The sequence below is a fragment of the Ruegeria sp. AE4 genome (assembly GCF_056542185.1).
The window spans coordinates 141856-163860 of sequence record NZ_JBQFZK010000001.1 but is presented as its reverse complement, the minus strand read 5'-3'; the positions used below and the strand labels follow the sequence as shown (position 1 = coordinate 163860).

The following is a 22005-nucleotide window of genomic DNA, read 5'->3' as shown; positions in this document are numbered from 1 at the left end:
CATCTGGCCCAAAATATCCCGGGGGAGGCGCGCGGCACGCGCGGCGGGGGCAGAGCCCCCACCCGGTCGGGGCAAATACGCCGATCTTACATATGGATCACGCGGCCATAGGCATCCAGCACGCTTTCGTGCATCATCTCTGACAGTGTCGGGTGCGGGAAGACGGTGTTCATCAGGTCTTCTTCCGTTGTCTCCAACTGGCGACCAACCACGTATCCCTGAATCAGTTCGGTGACTTCGGCACCGATCATGTGGGCGCCCAGCAACTCGCCTGTTTTTGCATCGAATACGGTTTTGATCAGCCCGTCCGGTTCACCCAAAGCGATGGCCTTGCCATTGCCGATAAAGGGGAAGCGGCCGACTTTGATGTCGTAACCCAGTTCTTTAGCTTTTGCTTCGGTATATCCAACCGAGGCAACCTGAGGCTGGCAATAGGTGCACCCTGCGATGCTTTCGGGTTTGACCGGATGCGCATGTTGACCAGCGATGAGGTCCGCAACCATAACACCCTCGTGGCTTGCTTTGTGCGCAAGCCAGGGCGCGCCCGCGATGTCACCGATCGCATAAAGGCCCTCAACCCCGGTGCGGCAATACGCGTCCGTGACCACATGTGTCCGGTCGATCTTGACGCCCAGAGCTTCCAGACCGAGGTTTTCGACATTGCCAACGATCCCGACGGCCGAGATCACTGTGTCGAACTCGTGTTTTTCAACCTTGCCTTTAACCTCGATATGCGCGGTCACTTTCCCCTTGCCACGATCCAACTGCTTGACCATGGCCTTTTCCATGATGGTCATGCCCTGTTTGGTGAACGCCTTCTTGGCCAATGCGCTGATCTCGGCATCTTCTACCGGCAACACCCGGTCCATCACCTCGACAACCGTGGTGTCTGCGCCCAGCGTATTGTAGAAACTGGCGAATTCGATGCCGATCGCACCAGACCCGATGACGAGCAGTTTTTTCGGCATCCGCGGCGGTTGCAGCGCGTGCTTGTAGGTCCAGACCAGATCGCCATCAGCTTCAAGGCCCGGCAGTTCCCGCGCCCGTGCCCCGGTTGCGAGAATGATGTTCTTGGCGGTCAGTTCCTCGGTGCCTTTGTCGGTCTTGACGCTGACCCTGCCCTTTGCGGGGATCGTGGCCTGACCCATCACAACGGCAACCTTGTTCTTCTTCAGCAGATGGCCGATGCCACCTGACAGCTGCGCAGCTACGCCACGGGATCGTTTGACCACCGCGTCCAGGTCATATCCGATCTTTTCGGCTTTCAGACCGAAATCCTTGGCGCGCTCCATCAGATGGAACACTTCGGACGACCGCAACAGCGCCTTGGTGGGAATACAACCCCAGTTCAGGCAGATCCCCCCCAAATGCTCGCGCTCGACAACCGCGGTTTTCAAACCCAGTTGGGCTGCGCGGATTGCAGCGACATAGCCGCCGGGGCCAGCCCCGATTACGATCAGATCATAGGATTGTGCAGCCATGTGTTCCTCTCGGCGCAGGAGTTGAAAATTTAGTTTACCATTAAACTATTATTCGGAACGCATCAATATACCCATCCCGCGACAAATAGGACGCAGGGTAAGCGATGCCTGAACTTGCGGATTTCAGCCTATACCCCGGGCCATGCAATGGCTAGAAAAGAAACGCCGACACCGGTCGGACCTACTCTTTTCTCAACCCATTCAAGGGGCTGACCATGGCCAAAACTCTGAAAGATCTGCTGCTTGCCCTGCTCAACGCCACATTGATACTTGTTGCGCTGTGCCTGTTTCTGGGCTGGAAACTGGCGTCGAAAGCCGAAAGCATCACTGCTGAAGTCTCGCAAACGGTTCAGGCCGTGACCCCCATCCGGGATGAGGCGAAGGGCATTCGGGACGAGCTTGCGGCGCTGCGGACTGATTTGACGGCGATTTCACAGCAAGACACGTTGGCAGACAGCCAAGCCGCGCAAAACCTCCAGGCAACGCTGGGCCGCCTGAATGCAGCAGAACAGAAGCTGCAAACGGTTCAGGAGCGGATTTCGGAACTTGCTGACACGCCAGAAGTGCTGATTGCGCAGGCGATCCAAACCGGTGCCGATATCGCAGCGGAACGCGTTCTGGCATTAAGGGGATGCACGCCTAAGTCATAAAGCGCAGCCGCGGCCAAAGCGCGGTTGCGGTTTAGCGCTTAGCCCGTTGCCTGTAGTTCGCGCACGGTTGTCCCGTACCCGCCCATATCGACATAAGCAGTTTCGTGCGGGGTCGAGCTGCGGGACAACGCTGCGTTCCGATACGGGAAACGACCAAACTTGCGGATCACCTCGCGATGCGCTCTGGCGTGCAGCAGGTTGCTTGCGTCGCTGCTCATGTTTTGGCAGATCAGACGCACACAGCGTTCCTGATCGCACAGGTTTTCCGAGTGCATCATGGGCAGGTAAAAGAACTGTCTGGCCGGTTCGTCGATCTTCTTGTCCCAGCCTTTGTCGACTGCGCATTTTGCTGCCGCCAATGCCGCACGATCAGTCGAGAAGGCACGCGCCTCCCCCCGGAACATGTTACGTGGGAACTGATCTGTCAGGATGATATAGGCCAGCGCCCCGCTGGGGTAAGTCAACCAGAGCGAAAACCGGCCCGCTGCCGCCGCTTCCCAAGTTGGCTGAAACCGCGCCCGAATGTCTGCATCCAGCGCCTCATCCTCAAGATACCAACCCTTAGGGCCAACTTCATCTAACCAAAAACTCAATACTTCTTCAGGCGTTACCATTGCCTTAAACTCCGTCAATTGCCCGCGCCCCAGACGTAACGTCATTTAAGTCCCTTTTACAGAACTGTTACAGTAACATATTGCAACACAACCGACATAATTTCGTGTCTCAAGCGGTTTCGCGCGCACCTTCTTCGAACTCTGCTTCTGCCGCCTCAATGGCAACTTCCTGTGCAACCTCGAATGCAACGGGCGATGCAGTGGGATAAAGCGTAGACATGGTGCCGGTTTCATCAACAGGAACTGCTGCACGCTGGGTCATCCGGTAAACCGAATAGGCGGCCAATGCGACAAGCAACACGGCAATGATCAGGAAAAAGCCCGGCGGGCCAAAGACTGCGTCACCCATCAGCCAGCCTGTGATAACGGGTCCGGTAATTGCCCCAAGGCCGTTGATGAAGATCAGACCACCGGATGCCGCGGCCATATCCTCGTATTCCAGAAAATCGTTGGTGTGCGCAATCAGCAATGAATACAAAGGGTTGGTCATTCCGCCGATCACAAAAGCAGACGCCAGGAGGATTTCGAAGGAAAAGCCATAAAGCATACCACTGACGGCGCCAACTGCCCCGGTTGCCGCGACCAACAGGATCAGGAAACGCCTGTCCATCCGGTCGGAAAACCAGCCCAGCGGGTATTGCAGGACAATTGCCCCAACATAGAACGCCGCCACAAATGCCGAGATCTCAACCAAGGACAGACCGGCCTGGGCCCCGTAAACCGCAGACATCCCGAATTGCGCCGAGAACACGCCGCCTAGCAGGAACATGCCGACACACCCCAGCGGAGAGCTTTTCATCAATTCCCGCAACGTCATCGGCTTGGTAGTATCGAATGCAGGCGTTGGCGAAATTGACAGCAAAATCGGTGCGAAAGATACCGAAACAAGGATCGAGGCGATCACAAATGTTTCGTATCCGGCAGGGTCGCCCAACAGGAAAAGGCCCTGCGCGCCGATGATACCCAACATCTGAACGATCATGTAAAGCGACAGGGCCTGACCGCGGTTTTCATTATTGGCTGCGTTGTTGAGCCAGCTTTCCGCAGTGACGTAAACGCCCGAAAAACAGAACCCGATCACTACGCGTCCCAGAACCCAGGCGATCGGGTCTGCCAGCATCGGGTACATGATCATCACGGCAGAAATGAAAGACGCCAGCGCCGCAAAGACCCGCACATGACCAACACGCCGGATCATCTCGGGCGCAAGCCGTGAACCACCCAGAAAACCAACAAAATATGCTGACATTACAAAAGACATCTCAAGAGTTGAAAACCCCTCGAGTTGTCCGCGAACACCCAGGATCGTGCCCTGAAGGCCGTTTCCGACCATCAGCAACCCCATGCCGAGCAACAATGCCCATGCGCTGGACAGAACCTGAATCATTTGGGCCTCCGATAGGTGCCAAGCTGGTTTGAGTTTTGTTCTGCGATCAAAGACCGCTTCCATCGCGCTTGTCTACGACATTCCCTGTCGGTGATGCCGTATGCGCGCCTATCCGGGGATCAAAAGCGACGCATCGCCATAAGAAAAGAAACGGTATTTCTGCGCGATGGCATGGGCGTAAACCTCGCGCATCCGGTCCTGACCCATCAACGCCGAAACCAGCATCAACAACGTGGATTTCGGCAGATGAAAATTTGTCATCAGCGCATCGGTCACGTGAAACCGGAAACCGGGATAGATGAAGATATCGGTGTCACCTTCCCACGGTTCGATCGTGCCCGAACGCGCAGCACTTTCGATCAGGCGCAAGGCGGTGGTGCCCACCGGGATGACACGCCCGCCCGCAACTTTTGTCGCCTGTATCTCGGCAACAGCCTCGGCGCCAACCTGCCCCCATTCGGCGTGCATCTTGTGGGTTGTCACATCCTCGACCTTGACCGGCAGGAAGGTTCCGGCGCCAACATGCAGGGTCACATGTGTGACGGCGACACCCCGTTTCGACAAAGCCTGCATCAGGGCATCGTCAAAATGCAACGAGGCGGTCGGGGCTGCCACCGCACCGGACCTGCGGGCCCAGATGGTCTGATAATCCGTCTTGTCCTGCTCGTCCGCCGGACGTTTGGCGGCGATATAGGGCGGCAGCGGCATCGCACCGGCCTGATCCAGCGCCTTGTCGAAATCCTGACCACTGAGATTGAAGCGCAAGTAGGCCTGCCCGTCTTCCACCCGATCCAGCGTCGCGCTCAGATCGGCCGAAAACACGATCTCTTCCCCCGGCTTCACTTTCTTCAATGGCTTGATCAGCGCAGACCAGGTGCCATCGGCCTGCGGGTCCAGCAGAGTGGCCTCGACCCCGGCGGAAACCGGGCCTTGCGCGCTGCTTCTGTGGCGCCGCCCGTTCAGGCGCGCCGGGATAACGCGCGTGTCGTTCAGCACCAGCCGGTCGCCCGGCCGCAGGAAATCGGGCAGGTCGAACACGTGGCTGTCCACTGTGGCACCCCCCCGCACCACAAGAAGGCGCGCAGAGGATCGCGGGCTGGCAGGCCGCGTGGCAATCAGGTCGTCGGGCAGGTCGAAATCAAAATCGCTGAGCTTCATGACCGCGCCTTACAACCCCGCAAAAGATTCGGCCATATCCCGTCAGCGGTCACTGGGAGGAGAGCCAAATGTCGGTTTCGGCTCGTCAGGTTCCACCGGCGCAGCATTGGGGCCGTCCGAGACCTTTGGCGCAGGCTGACGCAACAGATCACGCAAAAACAAGGGCGCCAGACCGGACAGAGGGTTCACCGCGACTTTGGGCGAGGATATCGGCCCGGTGAGCGTGTAATTGAACCCAAAGACGCCTTCACCCTTGCGGGTAAATACGCTGCCAACGGCATTTAGAAGGTAAATCGGTGAAATCGCCCCCCGCAGGTTCAGCAGGCTGTTCACGGTGTCGATTGTGCCATCAAACGAAAGCCCCATTGACGGGCCAACAGCGCTGCCACTCAGCACTTTGATGTCGGTGGGCGATATCCTCATGCGGCTGTCAATCGCCGAAAAGAAGATCCCCTGCCCGGCCATCTCGTCCAGCAGACCAACAAGGCTGATCGCGTTCAGGATCGCGGCCATGGCCGGGGCATCGGTGATCCGGGTATTAACGATCTTCAGGATCACGTCGTAACTGCCGGGCGCAGCCACCGGTTCAAGCTTGAGGTCCAGATCACCGCCGCGCGCCTGCGTCAGAACCCCGGCTGATCGCAAAACGGCCCCCGCGTCTTTCGACGTCAGGTCAACGGCGCTTCGATTTCCCCGCGGGGTCACTTGACCGGCAACAGCCGCTCCGCCGTTCACCCGCGCTGCGAAAGTGCCATTTACGCCACCGGTCGTCTGGAACGCACCCCGGAAACCTGTCAGCGCAACAGTTTCGGTGACCTGAAGACGGTCCAATGTCACGTCCAGTTTTGGTCCGGCACCTCCGCCTCCGCCCGATCCGCCGCTTTCCCCGAAGTTTGCACGCCCCATGTTCAGCACACCGCCTAAGACGCGGATATCCGGGACAGCAGCCCCCCGCCCGATCAGTTCCGCCGGAACCGCGAGCCAGTCCCCCAGATCGAACGAGCTGAACTGGACACGGTCATATTCACCGTTTTCGTGAAAGGAAATGGATGCGGTTGTGCGCAGTCCCGCTGCGTTGATCCGCAGGTCGTCCACCTTCAGCTGCGCGCCCAACGTCGCGTCGGCAGTCAGCGATCCTTTGGTGTTCGCCGCCTTGCGCCAGCCGAGTTCAGGGATGGCAAGTGCGACGCCCTGAAGGTCCGAAGCAACAGACAGTTTCGGAGGTGCCCCAGCGCCCAGGCCCAGTGTAATATCGGCAACCCCTTTGCCCGTCAGCATCCCCGGCGGCAGGCCGGCCCTGATCTCATCCATCAGACGCGGGGACAGTTCGATCTGGCCGGTCAAGGTGCTGCGCTGTTCGGTTTCGCCGTCAATAGGCTGCTGCCAAAGTGCTTCTAGCGGAACATCGCCGAACTGACCCAGCCCCTGAATCTGAACACCCGACTGATTGCCGGAAATATCCAGCATCGGGGCACTTACGGAAAATCCCGGCACCAGACGGTCACTGGACAGATTGGCCAGCGTTCCGTTGAAGTGAAATTCGGTATCCTGAAACTTTAGCTCTTTTATCAGCGGCAGGGACAGCGTTCCGGTCAACGCAACCGTGCCTTTGGCAACATCAACGGGTAACCCGGCCTTGCTCAGCAATTCCAGCGGTGGTCGGTCCAGCAGCGACAATGCAGAAGTCACGCTGCCCCTTGCCTGAATACGCGCGATGCCGGGCGCGGATTTCTTGATATCCGTGTCAGGTATGATGAAGGACGTCCCCGCGGCATCCACACTCCCCCCGTCATCGGCGACCACCACCCCCTGCTGCGCGGTGACCGTAAACCGGCTGTCGATCAGACTGGCCTGACCTTGTGCATCTTCGATTGGCGGCAGGGTCTTTGCAAAGCGAACCTTGGCTTGCTCGAACCCGAAATCAAGATACAGATCCGGTTTGGAACCGGGCTCCAGACGCAGGGCGAAATCCATGTCCGACAAAACCCCCTGATAGAGGTTTTCCGTCACCCATTCCCGTGGCTTCGGCGCCAGACGCTCGGGCCAGTAACTCAGAACATTGTCCGAGCTCATCTGATCCAGATGGGCATCCAGCGCCACAGCCCAGCCATCTGGACGCCCGTGCAAAACCCCGAAGGCGCGCACGGTATGACCCGGATCCTCGATAGTCATCTGGCCAAGGCGCAACTGGAACGGGTTGAACGCCATCTTGAAATCCACGCTGGCACGCGACAGCTGAATCGGCTCCGGGAAAAGATTTGCCGGGTTCACATTGATCCCGGACAAGCGCAGTTGCGTCTCCAGACTGTCCAGCACACCGTCTTCAGCCCCTTGCAGAAACGCCTTTCCATCGGCCTGAACTGTGCCCCAGGCCGACACCACCGAAACCTCATTGAAATCCAGCATCTGGGCTTTCGGGTCATAGGTGAAATACGTGCGGGCAGATTCGAAAGGAACCGGGCGCGTTTCCGGGTTGGGCTGCACCGCCCCGGCCCCCAGATTGAGGGTTGCGAACACGGTTCCTGTGGCCCCGTTCTCATCGACACTGCCCCGCAAAGCCCCTGAAATCGGTGCGCGCAGAACCTGCAACCAGGCAAGGGCCGGGCTTTGGCCTGCTATGTCTTCGGCCGGAAGATCGGTGACCGAGATGCCAAAGCTGGCGGCAGGCGTGCCCAGCACGCTGGTATAGTTGGCCTCGATACTGCTGACATAGTCACGCCCGGCCAGAACCGAAAACCCGGTCGCAAGCCGCACTTCGTTGTCACTGCGGTTCGCCTGAATATGCCCACCGTCCAGAACCCACGACCGCCCCTGCCGCAGGTCGCGGTAATCCAGCGTAATCGCATCAAGTTCGACCGAGGTCAGCGCCGACAGGAGCGGAGACTGAAACACCTCGTCCGATCCCTCGATCAGCTGTGCAAGGTCCGGCGCTTCCTGCACCGGCGCGCTGCCCGATCCCACGGTCAGGGTCAGCGCCCCGTCCTGATCGCGGGTCATGGCGATCTGCGCGCCGCTCAGAATGATGCGCTTGGGCCGGACCTGACCGCGCAGCAAGGGACGCATGGCCAGGCTGGCGCGCATATCGGATACCTGCGCAATCTGCTGGCCTGCGGCGTCACTGATGGCAACATCGGTCAGCCGCAGACGGGGGCGCCAGCCTTCGTGGATGATGAAACTGACGTCTCCAAACCGGATTTGCAGCCCGCCCAGCGCCCGTTCCAGCCGGGCTTCGACCCTGTCGCGCAGCCACACAGGTGCGTGCATCCTCTGCCCCACGACCATGAAACCGGTGAACATCGCCAGAAGCACCAGCACGATGGCCCCACGCATGGCCCACAGACCAGCGGTGCGGCGGCGCGACCGACGGCGCACAGGCTTGCCCGGCTTTGCTTCGTCGTCTTCGTGCTGCTTCAATTTGCTATCCACGCCTTCCAACCCGCACGCGTTGCCCTATGATGAAGGGCAGCCTTTAAAAACCTTTAGCGGAGTTTCCAATGCCCGACGTTTCAGACATCGCCCCCGACTTCACTTTGCCGCGCGACGGCGGTGGCGAGGTGACGCTTTCGGCGTTGCGCGGTGGCACCGTGGTTTTGTTCTTCTATCCCCGTGATGATACGCCGGGCTGCACCAAGGAATCCATCGGTTTCTCAGAGCAGCTTCAGGCGTTTACCGAGGCAGGGGCTCACGTTTTCGGCATTTCGCGGGACAGCGTCGCCAAGCATGACAAGTTTGTCGCCAAACACGGGTTGACCACTCCGCTCTTGTCGGACGAAGGCTCGACCGTCTGCGAGGACTATGGCGTATGGGTTGAAAAGAACATGTATGGCCGGAAATCGATGGGGATCGAGCGATCGACCTTTGTCATTGATAGCGAAGGACGCATTGCCAAGGTCTGGCGCAAGGTCAAGGTGCCCGGCCACGTGGAAGAGGTGCTGGAAGCGGTGAAAGCGCTCTAAGCCCCCCTCGACCTGCCGCGCCATCCGGTCTATCACCCGCGCTGACAAGCCTAAGGCGGAGCGACCCGGTGCCCAAAACACTGACACAGATGGCAACAGAGGTTCTGACAACAGCGGACGGGCGGACCAAAACCGCCCTGTCCAAAGCCCATGCCGCCGCATGGTTTGCCTCCCGCAAGGCCGAGGGTGAACCCATCGAGATCGGCACCGCATCACCGCCCCTGTCCCCCGCGCGCCCGGACAAGCCCGCGCTGTTGTCCCCGCGTGAGGTACCCAAACGGAAACCAGGTACCGAGGCCGGGCGCATTGCCCTGCTACACGCGGTTGCCCATATCGAGCTGAACGCTGTCGATCTGCACTGGGACATCATCGCGCGCTTTGGCCATGTACCCATGCCCATCGGGTTCTACGATGACTGGGTGAAATGCGCCGAAGAGGAATCGCGCCATTTCGAGATGGTCTGCGATTGTCTGGAACAGATGGGCAGCCACTACGGCGCCCTGCCCGCCCATGCTGGCATGTGGCGCGCTGCCGAGGATACTGCCGAAGATCTGATGGGGCGGCTGGCCGTTGTACCCATGGTGCTTGAGGCGCGCGGGCTGGACGTGACGCCCGGCATGATCGAGATATTCCGCAAGGCCAAGGCCGAACAGGCCATCGCCGCGCTCGAAGTGATCTATGCTGAAGAGGTCGGCCACGTCGCTTACGGCTCAAAATGGTTCCACTTCCTGTGTGGCCGGGAAAACGCCGACCCAAAGGATGTGTTTCACGCGCTGGTCCGGCGGTACTTCCACGGTGTTCTCAAGCCCCCCTTCAACGAAGAAAAACGGGCCGAGGCCGGGTTGCCACCCGATTTCTACTGGCCCCTGACCGAAGACCTGCCTGCGCCCGGAGACCTCTCGAACTGACACTTTTGCGTTATTTTCGGCAAAATCTCGCCGATCTTTGCAGGATTTCAGCGCCATTTGCATCTGATTGGTCAACAAACTTGCCCGAACGCCGCTGCCGCTTTATGCAATCGGCCCAAGGGACGGCAGGCACTCACGACCGGTTCCGATCTTGGGGATGAAAGGTGGGACGCGTGCGAACACGTCTGGCAATAAAACTGCACTCACTGCTTGAGAGACATTTCCCGGAACGCCGGGTCTTTCTGAAATCCGACACAGACACGAAATTTATCCGGCTCAGTTCGGAAACTCAGGTGGTCGCAGTGGCCGGAGTTGCCGTCATGGTCGGATGGACAGCGGTTGCGACAGCCATACTGTTGATGGACAGCATCGGGGCCGGGAATTTCCGGGAACAGGCAAAGCGCGATCAGGCCATCTATCAGGAACGCCTGAACACCCTGTCGGCAGAACGCGATTCCCGCGCGCATGAAGCACTGGCCGCTCAGGACCGGTTCAATGCCGCGCTGGACCAGATTTCCGCGATGCAGTCGGAGCTGCTGGCCTCGGAAAACCGTCGCCGCGAACTTGAGACAGGTATCGAAGTTATCCAGACGACATTGCGCGCCACGATGAAGCAGCGCGAAGAGGCGCGCTCAGAGCTGGCCCAATTGAAACAGGACACCAGCGGCTCTGATATGTATGCCGCGGTTTCCAGCGCCCCGGTACAGATGGCCTTCATGACCGACGCTTTGGCGCGGACGGCCAAAGAACGCGATCTGATCGCCTCCAACGCGCAGGACGCGCTGGAACAGCGGGACGATCTGGAACTTGAAATCCGTCTAATGCAGGAACGCAGCGACGAGATCTTCCGCCAGCTAGAAGAGGCGATGGTCATCTCGGTCGAACCTCTGGACAAGATGTTCCGTCAGGCCGGAATGCCCACCGATCGCATCATCGAAGAGGTCCGGCGCGGATATAGCGGTATGGGCGGTCCGCTGACCCCTTTATCCCTTAGCACACGCGGCGAAGAAGACGAGCTTTCGCCCGAAGAAGTCCGCGCAAACACGTTGCTGCGCCAGATGGATCAGCTGAACCTGTACCGGATTGCTGCGGAAAAGGCCCCCTTCGCCAATCCCGTACATTCTGCCGTGCGTTTCACCAGTGGCTACGGCAACCGGCGTGACCCCAAGTCCGGTGGTCGTCGGCAGCATAACGGTGTCGATTTTGCGGGACCGCAAGGCACCGATATATTCGCGACCGCTGATGGTGTGGTCACGCATGCCGGCTGGCAATCAGGCTTCGGACGCCTTGTGAAGATCAAGCACGCGTTCGGAATTGAGACACTTTATGCTCATAACACCAAGATCAACGTAAAGGTCGGCCAAAGGGTCTCGCGCGGGGATCATATTGCTGATATGGGTAACACCGGACGGTCCACCGGCACGCATCTGCACTATGAGGTGCGCGTGAACGGAAATCCCGTAAACCCAATGACTTACATCAAGGCTGCGAAAAATGTTTTCTAAAAGCAAAATCAACGAGCCCGCACCCAAAGCACCTGAGGCGGCCAAACCTGCCGCTCCGGCGACCCCAGCGGCTCCTGCTCCGGCTGACGCGAAACCTGCAATGGCACCCAAACCCAAGCCGCCGGCCTCGGTTCTGTCCTCGGATCTGCACATCACCGGCAACATCAAGACCAGCGGTGACATTCAGGTGGAAGGCACTGTCGAAGGCGACATCCGCGCCCATCTGCTGACCATTGGTGAATCGGCAACGATCAAGGGCGAAGTCACCGCAGATGACGTTGTGATCAACGGTCGCATCGTTGGCCGCGTGCGTGGTCTCAAGGTTCGCCTGACCTCGACCGCCCGTGTCGAAGGTGACATCATCCACAAGACCATCGCCATTGAAAGCGGCGCGCATTTCGAAGGCTCGGTTCAGCGTCAGGACGACCCCCTGAACCCCGGCCGCAGCGCCAAAGCCGGATCGAACCCGGCGGCAGAAGTCAAGCAGTAAGCAGACTGCATTTCTTGTCAGGACGCCGTGGGGAAACCCGTGGCGTCTTTTCTTTTGCGTGCCCGGTTGATCCGGGTTTCCCGTTTTCGTCCCTATCTGATCACGCTACAGTCGATCCATGTTGCTTTTTCTGACGGTTGTCGCGCTGATCGCTGGCGCTGTGGCCTTTCACTTCTGGTCGAAAAGACAATCCCGCCTGACCTTGCTGGCCACGTCGCTGTCCCGGCACCAGCGCGATATTGTGAACGCTCAGGTACCAATTATCCGGAAACTGCCCAAAGACCTGCGCGGGGCGCTGGAAGGAAAGATCAACCTGTTTCTTGATCAGGTCGATTTCGTCGGCTGCGACGGGCTGGACGTCACCGAAGACATGCAGGTGTCGATTGCCGCGCAAGCCTGTCTGCTCGTGGTGAATACGGACCAGTGGTATGACAACCTGACGACCATTCTGGTTTACCCCGGTGCCTTCAAGTCAAAACAGCGTCGCCACAGTGGCTATGTCGTCACCGAACAGGAAATCATCCGCAGCGGGGAAAGCTGGAACCGCGGCCCCGTGATCCTGTCCTGGGCCCACAGCCAGCGCGGAGCCCTGAATGATCACGATGGCCGGAACGTCGTCTTTCACGAGTTCGCGCACCAGCTTGATGACCTCTCGGGCGCAACCAATGGTGTTCCCGTGCTCAGCAATGGACAAAGTTTTGGCGAATGGGAAACCGCCTTTCTGAACGGTTACAAGACACATGTTCTTGCCGTGGAAAACGGAAAACCTACAGTGATCGATCCCTACGGCGCGGAAGGTCACGAAGAGTTCTTTGCCGTTTCGGTCGAAGTGTTCTTTGAACGTCCACATGCACTGAAATCCTCTGACCCGGCAATCTATGAACAGCTGTCAAAGCTTTTTCATCTTGATCCCGCTCAATGGCACAGCGGTCCGTTCTGACCCGATTGAGGAAGCGTCGAAAAAAATTCCCCGTTCGCAACAATTTAACATAAGCTAATTCTTGAATTACGGTTAACCTCATTATTGGGCGGAGGATTTTCTATGTCATCGAAACTACTTGCCGAGTTCTTCGGCACGTTCTGGTTGGTTCTGGGGGGCTGCGGCAGTGCCGTTCTGGCGGCTGGTGTGGCAGATGTCGGCATCGGCTGGCTTGGTGTTTCCTTTGCCTTTGGCCTTACCGTTTTGACGATGGCTTACACGGTCGGCCCAATCTCGGGCGGGCATTTCAACCCGGCCGTCAGTTTGGGTCTGATGATTGGAGGACGGTTTCCGGCCAAAGACCTTCTGCCCTATTGGGTTGCACAGGTCATTGGCGCAATTGCCGCCGCAGTGGTTCTGTACCTGATCGTCAGTGGCGCACCCGATTTCGCTGGTGTCGGTGGGTTCGCGTCAAACGGGTATGGTGAGGCCTCGCCACAGGGATATTCGTTGATGTCGGCTTTGATCATCGAAATCGTGATGACGGCTTTCTTCATTCTGATCATTCTGGGCGCGACGTCGGACAAGGCACCTGCAGGGTTCGCTCCGATTGCCATCGGTCTGGCGCTGACCCTGATCCACCTGATCTCAATCCCGGTGACAAATACCTCCGTCAACCCGGCGCGCTCGACCGGCGTTGCCCTGTTTGCCGACGGCCCTGCTTTGGCTCAGCTCTGGCTGTTCTGGGTGGCCCCCCTGATTGGCGGCGCAATCGGCGCTTTGATCTGGAAGGCAATGTCCTCGGATGACTGATCCGCGCGGGAAAGGTAATTATCCCGTTTACTGAAAAACACGGTATCCTTCCGTCAAATCTGGCTTGGTTACGGCCTTTGGTTCAACGGGAGGATACAATGAAGACATTCACCACAGCACTTTTCCTAAGCTGCGCCGCGACGGCAGGCTGGGCCGAAGACAAATGGCTGAGCATTCCGCAAGCCCCCCAGATGCCCGCCGCCACCGAAGCGGGCACGGCAGAGATCAACGGCATCAACATGTATTACGCCACATATGGCGAGGCGGGCGGCACCCCGGTTCTGATGATCCACGGCGGGCTTGCCCATGGCGATGTCTGGGCCGCGCAGGTTGCCGACCTGTCGCAGGACCACAGGGTGATTGTGGCGGATACGCGCGGGCATGGACGATCCACCAACGATGGCAGCCCCTATTCCTACGCGTTGTTGTCGCAGGATTATCTGGCGCTGCTGGATCATCTGGGTGTCGATCAGGTGCATCTGGTCGGCTGGTCCGACGGGGCAAATATCGGGTATTCAATCTCGACCACCAACCCGGATCGGCTGGCCAGTCACTTTGCCCATGCAGGCAATGTCACGCTGGACGGGATCGATCCTTCGGTGGAAACCAACGAGGTGTTTGGCACTTATGTGGGCATGATGGCGCAAGATTATGCGGCCATGTCCCCGACTCCTGACGGGTTCGAGGCATTCCTTGGTGGGGTGGCCGCCATGTGGGGCACCGAAAAACCCGGTGGGCTTGAGGCGCTGTCATCGATCACCGTCCCGACACTTGTGGTTCAAAGCGCACATGACGAGGCCATTCTGATGGCGCATTCACAAGCAATTGCTGACGCGATTCCGGGCGCCAAGTTGCTTGTTCTGGATGATGTCAGCCACTTCGCATCTTTTCAGGATCCCGGTGCCTATACCCGTGCCATCCGCGATTTCATCGATCAATAGGCCAAAGAAAAAGCCCGGCGCTTGAGCCGGGCTAAATCATCTTATTCGGTAACGGTAACTTTTTTCATCACATCCGGTGCACCGATGATCGCACCGTTCTGGCCATCGCCCCGCTTGATCGCGTCGACCACATCCATACCGTCGGTCACCTGACCAACCACGGTATACTGGCCGTCCAGAAACGGGCCGGGGGCGAACATGATGAAGAACTGCGAATTGGCCGAATCCGGATCGCTGGACCGGGCCATGCCGACAACACCCCTGTCAAAACTCACGTCCGAGAACTCGGCCGGCAGATCCGCGCGATCCGACCCGCCGCGCCCGGCATAGCGCATGTCGAAGCCGTCCGCGCCCGAGTTGCCGTATTGCACGTCGCCGGTTTGCGCCATGAAGCCATCGATTACGCGATGAAACACGACGCCGTCATACTGACCGTCAGCAGCCAGAGCGGTGATCTGTTCCACATGCTGGGGTGCCACATCTTCGAACAGGTCGATCGAGATTGTGCCATTGGCCCCTTCCCCTTCGACCTCGATCTGCAAACCGCTGGCCAGCGCCGGGCTTGCCAGCAGGGCAAAAGCCGCAGCCAGTTTATGCATCTGCGGCCACCTTGACGCTGATCATGCGGTCCGGGCTTGCAGGCGGCTCGCCGCGTACAATCGCATCGACGTGCTCCATCCCGTCGATGACCCGGCCATAGACCGTGTACTGACCGTTCAGGAAGTGATTGTCCTTGAAGTTGATGAAGAACTGCGAATTGGCCGAATCCGGGTTCTGCGAGCGCGCCGCGCCCAGCGTGCCGCGATCATGGGGCAGCTTGGAAAATTCTGCCGGAACATTCGGCAGTGACGAACCGCCGGTGCCCGCCATGCGCAGGTTGAACCCGTCTTCCATATCACCATGCTGCACGTCGCCGGTTTGTGCCATGAAACCGTCGATCACACGGTGAAACGCCACGTTGTCATATTCACCGCCACGGGCCAGTTCCTTCATCCGCGCACTGTGCAACGGCGCTACATCCGGCAGCAGCTCGATGACGACATTGCCGCCTTTCAGCTCGATGATGATTGTGTTTTCGGGGTCTTTGATCTCGGCCATGAGGCCCTCCTGTCGTTTATCTTGCGCAAATACCTATGACGCACGCGTGCGAATGCCAAGTGACGCATTGACCTGAGGGCAAAATGCAGGAAAAGAACCGCCTAAATCGGTTGCCAACGACAAGGATCGCACAATGGGCTGGAAAACACTGGACGATATGGACCTGAACGGCAAACGCGTGCTGGTGCGTGTGGATATCAACGTGCCCGTGGTTGACGGTGTTGTGACCGACGCCACCCGTATCCAAAGGATCGTCCCTTCGGTGCGCGATATTCTGGCCGCTGGCGGCAAGCCGATCCTTCTGGCCCATTTTGGCCGTCCCGGTGGCGAACGGCGTGAAAGCCTGTCACTGAAACAACTGGTCCCGACTTTGGAAAGCGCTTTTGGCGCAAAGGTTCTGTTTGCTGCCGATTGCGTCGGGGCCGAGGCGGAACTGGCCGCCAGTGCCTTGCAACCCGGCCAGGTCCTGCTGCTCGAAAACACGCGCTTTCACGCAGCCGAAACCAAGAATGACGCCGATCTGGCCGCTGGGATGGCCAAGCTGGGCGATGTCTATTGCAACGATGCGTTTTCAGCCGCGCACCGCGCCCACAGCTCGACCGAGGCCATCGCACGTCTGCTGCCGGCCTGTGCGGGCCGTCTGATGCAGGCCGAGTTGCAGGCGCTGGAAAGCGCGCTGGGTGCACCCAAGCGCCCGGTAACGGCGGTTGTCGGCGGCGCCAAGGTCTCGACCAAGTTGGAACTGCTGGGCAACCTGATCGACAAGGTCGATTATTTGGTGATCGGTGGCGGTATGGCGAACACATTCCTTGTCGCCCAAGGCATCAGCGTTGGCAAATCTCTGGCTGAAACCGCAATGAAGGACACCGCCGCCGAAATTCTGGCCAAGGCCGAAAGCTCGGGCTGCCAGATCGTCCTGCCGCTTGATGTTGTGGTGGCTGAAAAATTCGAGGCCAACGCACCCCACAAGGTTCTGCCCGCCGATCAATGCCCTGCGGATGGCATGATCCTGGACGCGGGCCCTGAAAGCGTCGCAGCGATTACCGCGATTTTCGACAAAAGCCAAACCCTGATCTGGAACGGCCCGCTGGGCGCGTTCGAGCTGGAGCCGTTCGACGCGGCCACCAATGCCGCAGCCCTGAAAGCCGCAGCCCTCAGCCGTTCGGGTCAGCTGATTTCGGTCGCGGGTGGCGGTGACACGGTTGCGGCGCTGAACGCGTCGGGTGCGGCCAAGGATTTCACCTATATCTCGACCGCAGGTGGTGCGTTCCTTGAATGGATGGAAGGCAAAACCCTACCGGGTGTCGCTGCGCTGGAACACTAAGCGACGCTCACCGCATTTGGCCGCTTGTCACGGTTCATGGTATTATCCCCTATTTGAACGGGGGATTATGTCATGAGGTCATTATACCTGCTCGTCCTTCTTGCAATGCCGTGGCCTGCAACAGCACAATCCAGTTGCGGTGGCCAGACACAGCTTGACGCAAATTTCTGTGCCAAGGAGCAATGGGAAGCCGTTGACCGCAACCTCAACCGGTTATGGAAACAGATCAAGCCGGTCGCTGATGCACGTGGCAACGGCGATGCCCTTCTGACGGAACAACGTGCGTGGCTAAAGACACGGGACGCCACTTGCGACAAGGAACTGTCCGGCGGCGGCAGCGCTGCGCCCATGTTCTACTGGACCTGTATGAAAGAAAAGACGCTTGCAAGAAATCAGCAGCTTCAGTCCTGGCGCTGAGCTTTAACCGGGACGCACACGAAATACTGATGAAAAAACCGAATCAGGGGATTCACAACCCGAATCGCCTGTGACATAGTGCGATCAGAGGCTCGGAAAGAGCCCGTTATTGAGGCAAGTTTTCATACGGCGGTAAACAGAGTGTCCCGTTCCCATCGGCCCGGTTTGGGTGCAGTTCTCTTCTTCTCGGTGGCTTTCATGCTGGGTGTGTATTTCACCTTTGCCGCTGTTCAAGGGGATTACGGCCTGTTCCGGCGGGTCGAAATTGCGGCGGAACGGGACGCTCTGTCACGCAGTCTGGAAAAACTGAATGTCGAAATCGCCGAGATGGAAAACCTGACACGGCGTCTGTCCGACACCTATCTGGATCTGGACCTGCTGGACCAGCAGGCGCGCTCGGTTCTGGGCATGATCCGGTCGGACGAAATCGTGATCCGCTGATCAAGTACCCTATTCAGAAAAGGCAACTCAGGCCCGGCGTTTCGGCCGGGATGCGCCGTGGCGAACGCTGCGTCACATTTACCCTCGCCAGAAAGCCCCAAATGCTTTATGAGATAGTTTAACGCTAAACTATCTGTCCGAAAGGGGGAGATCGCCACGATGGCTGCGCGAAAAACCACAAAGAAACCAAATGTTTCTGCGGAAGAACTCCAGACATACTACCGCGAGATGCTGCTGATCCGCCGATTCGAGGAAAAGGCCGGTCAGCTTTATGGTATGGGCCTGATCGGCGGGTTCTGCCACCTTTATATCGGACAAGAGGCCGTTGTTGTCGGGCTTGAGGCCGCAGCAGAGGAAGGCGACAAGCGCATCACCTCGTATCGCGACCACGGTCACATGCTGGCCTGTGGCATGGATCCGGGCGGCGTGATGGCCGAACTGACCGGGCGCATCGGTGGCCTGTCCAAAGGCAAGGGCGGCTCGATGCACATGTTTTCGAAAGAAAAGCACTTCTACGGCGGGCACGGTATCGTCGGCGCGCAGGTTCCGCTGGGCGCGGGGCTGGCTTTTGCCGACAAGTACAAGGAAAACGGCCGCGTGACCTTCACCTATTTCGGGGACGGTGCCGCGAACCAGGGTCAGGTGTATGAGACCTTCAACATGGCGGCCATCTGGGGCTTGCCGGTGATTTTCGTGATCGAGAACAACCAATACGCCATGGGCACCGCACAGTCCCGCTCAACCTCGACCAAGGACATCTTCCATCGCGGCGAGGCGTTTGGCATTCCGGGCGAGATCGTCAACGGCATGGATGTGCTGGCGGTCAAGGAAGCGGGTGAAAAAGCTGTCGCGCACTGCCGCGCAGGCAAAGGCCCCTATATCCTGGAAATCAAGACCTACCGCTATCGCGGCCACTCGATGTCCGACCCGGCCAAGTACCGTACCCGCGAAGAAGTTCAGAAGGTCCGCGAACAAAGCGACCCGATCGAACATGTGCGCGAGTTGCTGCTGACCGGCAAGCACGCGACCGAGGATGACCTGAAAGCGATCGACAAGGAAATCAAGGAGATCGTCAATCAGGCCGCCGAATTCTCGAAAGAAAGCCCCGAGCCTTCGGTCGAAGAGCTCTGGACTGACATTTACGCCTGAGAGGACGAATAAGACATGGCAACCGAAATTCTCATGCCCGCCCTTTCCCCCACGATGGAAGAGGGCACGCTGGCCAAATGGCTGGTCAAGGAAGGCGACACCGTATCCTCGGGCGACATCATGGCCGAGATCGAGACCGACAAGGCAACAATGGAGTTCGAAGCCGTCGATGAAGGCATCGTCGGCAAGATCCTGATCGCCGAGGGCACCGAAGGGGTCAAGGTGAACACCCCTATCGCAGTGCTGGTCGAAGAAGGCGAAGACGCCTCTGCCCTGCCCGCGGCAACCCCCGCAGCCGCAGCGGCACCCGAGGCCGCCCCCACAGCAGCCCCGGCCCCGGCTCCTGCCGCAGCGGCCCCCGCTGCTCCAGCGGTGGACCTGTCACCCGACTGGCCCGCGGATGCCGAGATGAAGTCCGAAACCGTGCGCGAAGCCTTGCGCGATGCAATGGCCGAGGAAATGCGCAGTGATGAAAACGTCTATCTGATGGGCGAGGAAGTCGCTGAATATCAGGGGGCCTATAAAATCTCGCAGGGCCTGCTGGATGAATTTGGCTCCAAACGCGTGATCGACACCCCGATCACCGAACACGGGTTTGCCGGTATCGCGGTGGGTTCGGCCTTTGGCGGTCTGAAACCGATTGTCGAATTCATGACCTTCAACTTCGCCATGCAGGCGATTGACCAGATCATCAACTCTGCGGCCAAAACGCTTTATATGTCTGGTGGTCAGATGGGTTGCCCCATCGTGTTCCGGGGGCCCAACGGGGCCGCGGCCCGCGTGGCCGCACAGCACAGCCAGGACTATGCCGCGTGGTACATGCAGATCCCCGGCCTGAAGGTCGTCATGCCCTATTCCGCTGCTGATGCCAAAGGCCTGCTGAAATCGGCCATCCGCGATCCCAACCCGGTTGTGTTCCTGGAAAACGAAATCCTCTACGGCCGCTCCTTCGAAGTGCCGCAGGTGGATGACCTGACCATTCCGCTGGGCAAGGCCCGCATCTGGCGCGAAGGGTCAGATGTGACAATCGTCAGCTTTGGCATCGGCATGCAATACGCGCTGGAAGCTGCTGACAAGCTGGCCGAAGACGGCATCAGCGCCGAAGTGATCGACCTGCGCACCATCCGCCCGATGGACACTGGCGCCATCATCAACTCGGTGATGAAGACCAACCGTCTGGTGACAGTGGAAGAAGGCTGGCCGCAGGGGTCTGTCGGCAGCTACATCAGCTCGGTCGTGATGCAGGAGGCGTTTGATTACCTCGACGCGCCGGTCATCAATTGCACTGGCAAGGACGTTCCGATGCCCTATGCCGCCAATCTCGAAAAGCTGGCCCTGATCACCACCGATGAGGTGATCGCCGCCGTCAAACAAGTGACCTACCGGTAAGGAGCGACAGACAGATGCCTACAGAAATTCTGATGCCCGCCCTGTCCCCGACCATGGAGGAAGGCACGCTCGCCAAATGGCTGGTCAAGGAAGGCGACACCGTCTCCTCCGGTGATCTGCTGGCCGAGATTGAAACCGACAAGGCCACGATGGAATTCGAGGCCGTTGACGAAGGCACCATCGGCAAGATCCTGATTCCCGAGGGCACCGAAGGGGTCAAGGTCAACACCGCCATCGCGGTTCTGCTGGAAGACGGCGAAAGCGCCGATGACATTGGCACGGCTCCGGCTGCTGCACCGGCGGCTGCCCCCGCAGCCGTCGCGGGCAACGAGGCTGCCGCGCCAGTGGCACCCGAGGCGCCCGCCCCTGCCCCGGCCGCTCCGGCCAAGGCAGATGGCGGTCGGATTTTTGCCTCGCCTCTGGCCCGCCGGATTGCTGCGCAAAAAGGTCTCGACCTGACACAGATTTCCGGTTCCGGCCCGCATGGTCGCATCGTCAAGGTCGATGTCGAAGGCGCAACTGCCACCGCTCCGGCAGCAGCTCCTGCCACTGCTCCGGCCGCCGCCGCGCCCGCAGCTGCCCCAGCAGCTCCGTCTGGTCCATCGGCGGATATGGTCGCGCGGATGTACGAAGGCCGCCAGTACGAGGAAATCAAGCTCGACGGTATGCGCAAAACCATTGCTGCACGCCTGGGCGAGGCCAAACAGACCATCCCGCATTTCTACCTGCGCCGCGATATCAAGCTGGACGCGCTGCTGAAATTCCGTGGTCAGTTGAACAAGCAGTTGGAAGGTCGCGGCGTCAAGCTCAGCGTCAATGACTTCATCATCAAAGCCGTTGCCAATGCGCTGCAACAGGTTCCGGCCTGTAATGCCGTCTGGGCAGGTGACCGGGTGCTGCAACTGAAACCGTCAGATGTGGCTGTTGCGGTCGCAATCGAAGGCGGGTTGTTCACGCCGGTCCTGCAAGACGCTGACATGAAATCCCTGTCAGCCCTTTCGACCGAGATGAAAGACCTTGCCGCCCGCGCCCGCGAGCGCAAGCTGGCTCCGCATGAATATCAGGGCGGCACCTTTGCCATCTCGAACCTGGGCATGTTCGGCATCGACAATTTCGATGCTATCGTGAACCCGCCCCATGCCGGAATTCTGGCCGTCGGCACCGGCGTCAAGAAACCGGTTGTCGGGGATGATGGCGAGCTGACCGTGGCAACGGTGATGTCTGTCACCATGTCGGTTGACCACCGGGTCATCGACGGCGCGCTGGGGGCCGAGCTGCTCAAGGCCATTGTCGACAATCTTGAAAACCCGATGGTCATGTTGGCCTGATCACAATAAACGCCCTCGCCAGAAAGCATCTCTGGCG

21 protein-coding genes are annotated in these 22005 nt (G+C 59.1%); 14 read left to right on the top strand and 7 right to left on the bottom strand.

Translation table 11 applies throughout. The features are described 5' to 3' along the window. Positions 1-86: 86 nt before the first annotated feature. Positions 87-1481, bottom strand: coding sequence for a dihydrolipoyl dehydrogenase (gene lpdA / locus ACR0EK_RS00860; protein ID WP_267364003.1), 1395 nt, complete (start codon positions 1479-1481; stop codon positions 87-89). Between the two features lie 215 nt (positions 1482-1696). Between lpdA and ACR0EK_RS00855 the strand changes: the two genes are divergently transcribed. Continuing rightward, positions 1697-2131: a hypothetical protein gene (locus ACR0EK_RS00855; protein ID WP_480545429.1), complete on the top strand. Its 435-nt coding sequence runs from the start codon at positions 1697-1699 to the stop codon at positions 2129-2131. Between the two features lie 38 nt (positions 2132-2169). On the opposite strand, the gene ACR0EK_RS00850 is transcribed toward ACR0EK_RS00855, so the two are convergent. The 4 genes from ACR0EK_RS00850 to ACR0EK_RS00835 form a co-directional block, all read right to left on the bottom strand. Beyond that, on the bottom strand, positions 2170-2745 hold the full coding sequence (locus ACR0EK_RS00850) for a DUF924 family protein (RefSeq protein WP_267364025.1): 576 nt from the start codon (positions 2743-2745) through the stop codon (positions 2170-2172). A 109-nt stretch (positions 2746-2854) separates the two neighbouring features. After that, positions 2855-4132 (bottom strand): MFS transporter, encoded by a 1278-nt coding sequence (locus ACR0EK_RS00845; RefSeq protein ID WP_480485322.1) that lies wholly within the window; start codon positions 4130-4132, stop codon positions 2855-2857. Between the two features lie 108 nt (positions 4133-4240). Continuing rightward, positions 4241-5290 carry a tRNA preQ1(34) S-adenosylmethionine ribosyltransferase-isomerase QueA gene (gene queA / locus ACR0EK_RS00840; protein WP_480564300.1) on the bottom strand — a complete coding sequence of 350 codons (1050 nt, stop codon included), beginning with the start codon at positions 5288-5290 and terminating at the stop codon, positions 4241-4243. Positions 5291-5332: 42 nt separating this feature from the next. Beyond that, positions 5333-8716 carry a YhdP family protein gene (locus ACR0EK_RS00835; protein ID WP_480564297.1) on the bottom strand — a complete coding sequence of 1128 codons (3384 nt, stop codon included), beginning with the start codon at positions 8714-8716 and terminating at the stop codon, positions 5333-5335. Positions 8717-8784: 68 nt separating this feature from the next. Here ACR0EK_RS00835 and ACR0EK_RS00830 point away from each other — a divergent pair, with 68 nt between their 5' ends. The 7 genes from ACR0EK_RS00830 to ACR0EK_RS00800 all read left to right on the top strand — a co-directional run bounded on the left by ACR0EK_RS00830 (position 8785) and on the right by ACR0EK_RS00800 (position 14822). After that, positions 8785-9246 (top strand): peroxiredoxin, encoded by a 462-nt coding sequence (locus tag ACR0EK_RS00830; protein WP_480504768.1) that lies wholly within the window; start codon positions 8785-8787, stop codon positions 9244-9246. A gap of 89 nt (positions 9247-9335) precedes the next feature. Then, positions 9336-10154: a ferritin-like domain-containing protein gene (locus tag ACR0EK_RS00825; protein ID WP_480565246.1), complete on the top strand. Its 819-nt coding sequence runs from the start codon at positions 9336-9338 to the stop codon at positions 10152-10154. Positions 10155-10327: 173 nt separating this feature from the next. Continuing rightward, positions 10328-11659 carry a DUF5930 domain-containing protein gene (locus ACR0EK_RS00820; protein ID WP_480564294.1) on the top strand — a complete coding sequence of 444 codons (1332 nt, stop codon included), beginning with the start codon at positions 10328-10330 and terminating at the stop codon, positions 11657-11659. Further along, positions 11649-12149, top strand: a complete 501-nt coding sequence (locus tag ACR0EK_RS00815; RefSeq protein WP_209596778.1) for a bactofilin family protein — start codon at positions 11649-11651, stop codon at positions 12147-12149. The genes ACR0EK_RS00820 and ACR0EK_RS00815 overlap by 11 nt, the downstream gene beginning before the upstream one ends. A gap of 118 nt (positions 12150-12267) precedes the next feature. After that, positions 12268-13089 (top strand): M90 family metallopeptidase, encoded by an 822-nt coding sequence (locus tag ACR0EK_RS00810; protein WP_480564291.1) that lies wholly within the window; start codon positions 12268-12270, stop codon positions 13087-13089. A 102-nt stretch (positions 13090-13191) separates the two neighbouring features. Continuing rightward, complete coding sequence (gene aqpZ / locus ACR0EK_RS00805; protein ID WP_209503607.1) at positions 13192-13881, top strand: aquaporin Z; 690 nt, start codon at positions 13192-13194, stop codon at positions 13879-13881. Between the two features lie 98 nt (positions 13882-13979). Continuing rightward, entirely contained in the window at positions 13980-14822 is an 843-nt protein-coding gene (locus tag ACR0EK_RS00800; protein ID WP_480564288.1) for an alpha/beta fold hydrolase, read from the top strand. 41 nt (positions 14823-14863) lie between these two features. On the opposite strand, the gene ACR0EK_RS00795 is transcribed toward ACR0EK_RS00800, so the two are convergent. Both ACR0EK_RS00795 and ACR0EK_RS00790 read right to left on the bottom strand, forming a co-directional pair. Then, a complete protein-coding gene (locus ACR0EK_RS00795; RefSeq protein ID WP_480480435.1) occupies positions 14864-15421 on the bottom strand; it encodes a peptidylprolyl isomerase in 558 nt (185 codons plus the stop codon). After that, positions 15414-15920 (bottom strand): peptidylprolyl isomerase, encoded by a 507-nt coding sequence (locus tag ACR0EK_RS00790; RefSeq protein ID WP_209503601.1) that lies wholly within the window; start codon positions 15918-15920, stop codon positions 15414-15416. Before ACR0EK_RS00790 ends, ACR0EK_RS00795 begins: the two co-directional genes overlap by 8 nt. Positions 15921-16053: 133 nt before the next feature. Here ACR0EK_RS00790 and ACR0EK_RS00785 point away from each other — a divergent pair, with 133 nt between their 5' ends. The 6 genes from ACR0EK_RS00785 (at position 16054) to ACR0EK_RS00760 (ending at position 21968) form a co-directional block, all read left to right on the top strand. Then, entirely contained in the window at positions 16054-17244 is a 1191-nt protein-coding gene (locus ACR0EK_RS00785; protein WP_480564285.1) for a phosphoglycerate kinase, read from the top strand. Between the two features lie 72 nt (positions 17245-17316). Next, on the top strand, positions 17317-17661 hold the full coding sequence (locus ACR0EK_RS00780; protein ID WP_480564282.1) for a lysozyme inhibitor LprI family protein: 345 nt from the start codon (positions 17317-17319) through the stop codon (positions 17659-17661). 141 nt (positions 17662-17802) lie between these two features. Continuing rightward, a complete protein-coding gene (locus ACR0EK_RS00775; protein ID WP_209503595.1) occupies positions 17803-18102 on the top strand; it encodes an FtsB family cell division protein in 300 nt (99 codons plus the stop codon). Between the two features lie 159 nt (positions 18103-18261). Continuing rightward, the gene (gene pdhA, locus ACR0EK_RS00770; RefSeq protein WP_209503593.1) at positions 18262-19251 is read left to right on the top strand and encodes a pyruvate dehydrogenase (acetyl-transferring) E1 component subunit alpha; all 990 of its coding nucleotides are present in this window, start codon (positions 18262-18264) and stop codon (positions 19249-19251) included. A 15-nt stretch (positions 19252-19266) separates the two neighbouring features. Further along, entirely contained in the window at positions 19267-20640 is a 1374-nt protein-coding gene (locus ACR0EK_RS00765; RefSeq protein WP_480564279.1) for a pyruvate dehydrogenase complex E1 component subunit beta, read from the top strand. 14 nt (positions 20641-20654) lie between these two features. After that, on the top strand, positions 20655-21968 hold the full coding sequence (locus tag ACR0EK_RS00760; protein WP_480564276.1) for a pyruvate dehydrogenase complex dihydrolipoamide acetyltransferase: 1314 nt from the start codon (positions 20655-20657) through the stop codon (positions 21966-21968). Positions 21969-22005: the final 37 nt, after the last annotated feature.